This window comes from Rothia sp. HMSC072B04 (genome assembly GCF_001813725.1).
In the GTDB taxonomy this organism is placed as follows: domain Bacteria; phylum Actinomycetota; class Actinomycetes; order Actinomycetales; family Micrococcaceae; genus Rothia; species Rothia mucilaginosa.
Genome location: NZ_KV813795.1, coordinates 1 through 1,390 on the forward strand (window position 1 = coordinate 1; position 1,390 = coordinate 1,390).

At 54.7% G+C, this 1,390-nt stretch carries 2 protein-coding genes; both read left to right on the forward strand.

Features of this window, described 5'->3' with window-relative positions; translation table 11 throughout:
- Positions 1 to 285 (forward strand): hypothetical protein (locus HMPREF2928_RS09180; RefSeq protein ID WP_210399864.1); only part of this gene is annotated, 285 nt, incomplete at its 5' end.
- 69 nt (positions 286 to 354) lie between these two features.
- Positions 355 to 1,182, forward strand: coding sequence for a UDP pyrophosphate synthase (locus HMPREF2928_RS01865; RefSeq protein ID WP_070687211.1), 828 nt, complete (start codon positions 355 to 357; stop codon positions 1,180 to 1,182).
- Positions 1,183 to 1,390: the final 208 nt, after the last annotated feature.

Sequence of the window (1,390 nt, forward strand, 5' to 3'; positions counted from 1 at the left end):
TTCTTCACCGAGGCCCAGTGGCAGGGGTTCCTTACCCTGGATACCAAGGGAGGTTCCGTCGAAAACCTTGCCGTGTGGTGGGGATACGGAACTTACAACGACTCGATTAGCTCGATTCTTAGCTATGATGAGGACTACCGCGTCTGTGAACATAAGCAGTACAGGGGAGCCTGCCTTAGGACTCATAAACGAGATTTCAATAATCTAAGGGGTGTTCGCGAAGGACTTCAGTGGTGGGACCCGTTTGATTGGAACGACCGCATCAGTTCTCTTCAACGACTCTAAGACCACATTTAGGGGGAGAGAGAATCTCAGCTCTCTCCCCCTACTTCTCATATAGATTGGAGGCGCACCATGTCAGCTTTGAAAAAGCTCCTCGCGGCTGCCCTCATCAGCACTGTGCTGTCCTCTTGCTCCTTCGGCCCTTCTCTAGAGAAGGATGAAAGCGCCCGCGCGATTTTCGACGTAGAAAACGACAAGGTGATCCTCCCCCTGGACACTTACAACACCGACGGCAAGGACGAATACTTCACCAAGGCCCTTGAGCTGGCACGCAAAAAGTGCTTTGCCGAACACGGGCAACACTACGAGATGTTCGTCCGCACCGAGGGATCCGGCAGGAACCTCGGCAGGACCTACGGAATCTGGAACGTTGAGCGCGCCCAAAAATACGGGTTCCACGAGCGCGAAGAATCGGATCAGCAGCAGCTACCCTCCCCTGCACCCTCATCCAACTCTGGGCAAGACGTCAGCACCGAATGCTATCAACGCGCCAGCAAAGAGATGGCGAAAATTGGGGAAAAACCCATCGGTGTCGCCACATTTACGCGTTTGGAGACCGAAGCGCAAAACGCCGCAGGAGATACCCAGCTCAAAAAATCTCTTGACGACGAGTGGAAGCGATGCGTCAAGGACAAGGGCCTCACCCCCGATAGTGAAATGACCGTCGAGGAAGAAAAGAATATTCCTCAGAGCGCCGTCGCCTCCGAGGAAGAAATTCGAATCGCCACCATCGAGGCGCAGTGCGACCGGGATATAGGCCGTTCGCAGAAGCTCTACGACCTGCAAGCGCAGTACCAGAAGCCGCTTGTCGCCAAGAACCAGGCAGCCCTGGAGAATGAGCTCAAAGAATTCAAACGCCGGGACGAGCAGTTCAAGCAGTACGTGCTCGACAACCAGTAACAGCGAATAGCAGTCGGTAACAGCCAGTATGCCGACAGAAAAGGGTGTGTGTCGTGTTCAGTGAACACGGCACACACCCTTCTTAAGCTGTACCGGCTATATTGTGCCGGCTACGTTGTACCGGCGGTCTAACCCGCGGGGCTTATGTCTCCACCATTGCGGCGCGGCGCTCGTTGACGGTTCAGTCAATCCCATCAGCGACTACAAG

Coding starts and splice junctions, on each gene's coding strand:
- HMPREF2928_RS01865 (WP_070687211.1), top strand. CDS start 355: ATGTCAGCTTTGAAAAAGCTCCTCGCGGCTGCCCTCATCAGCACTGTG.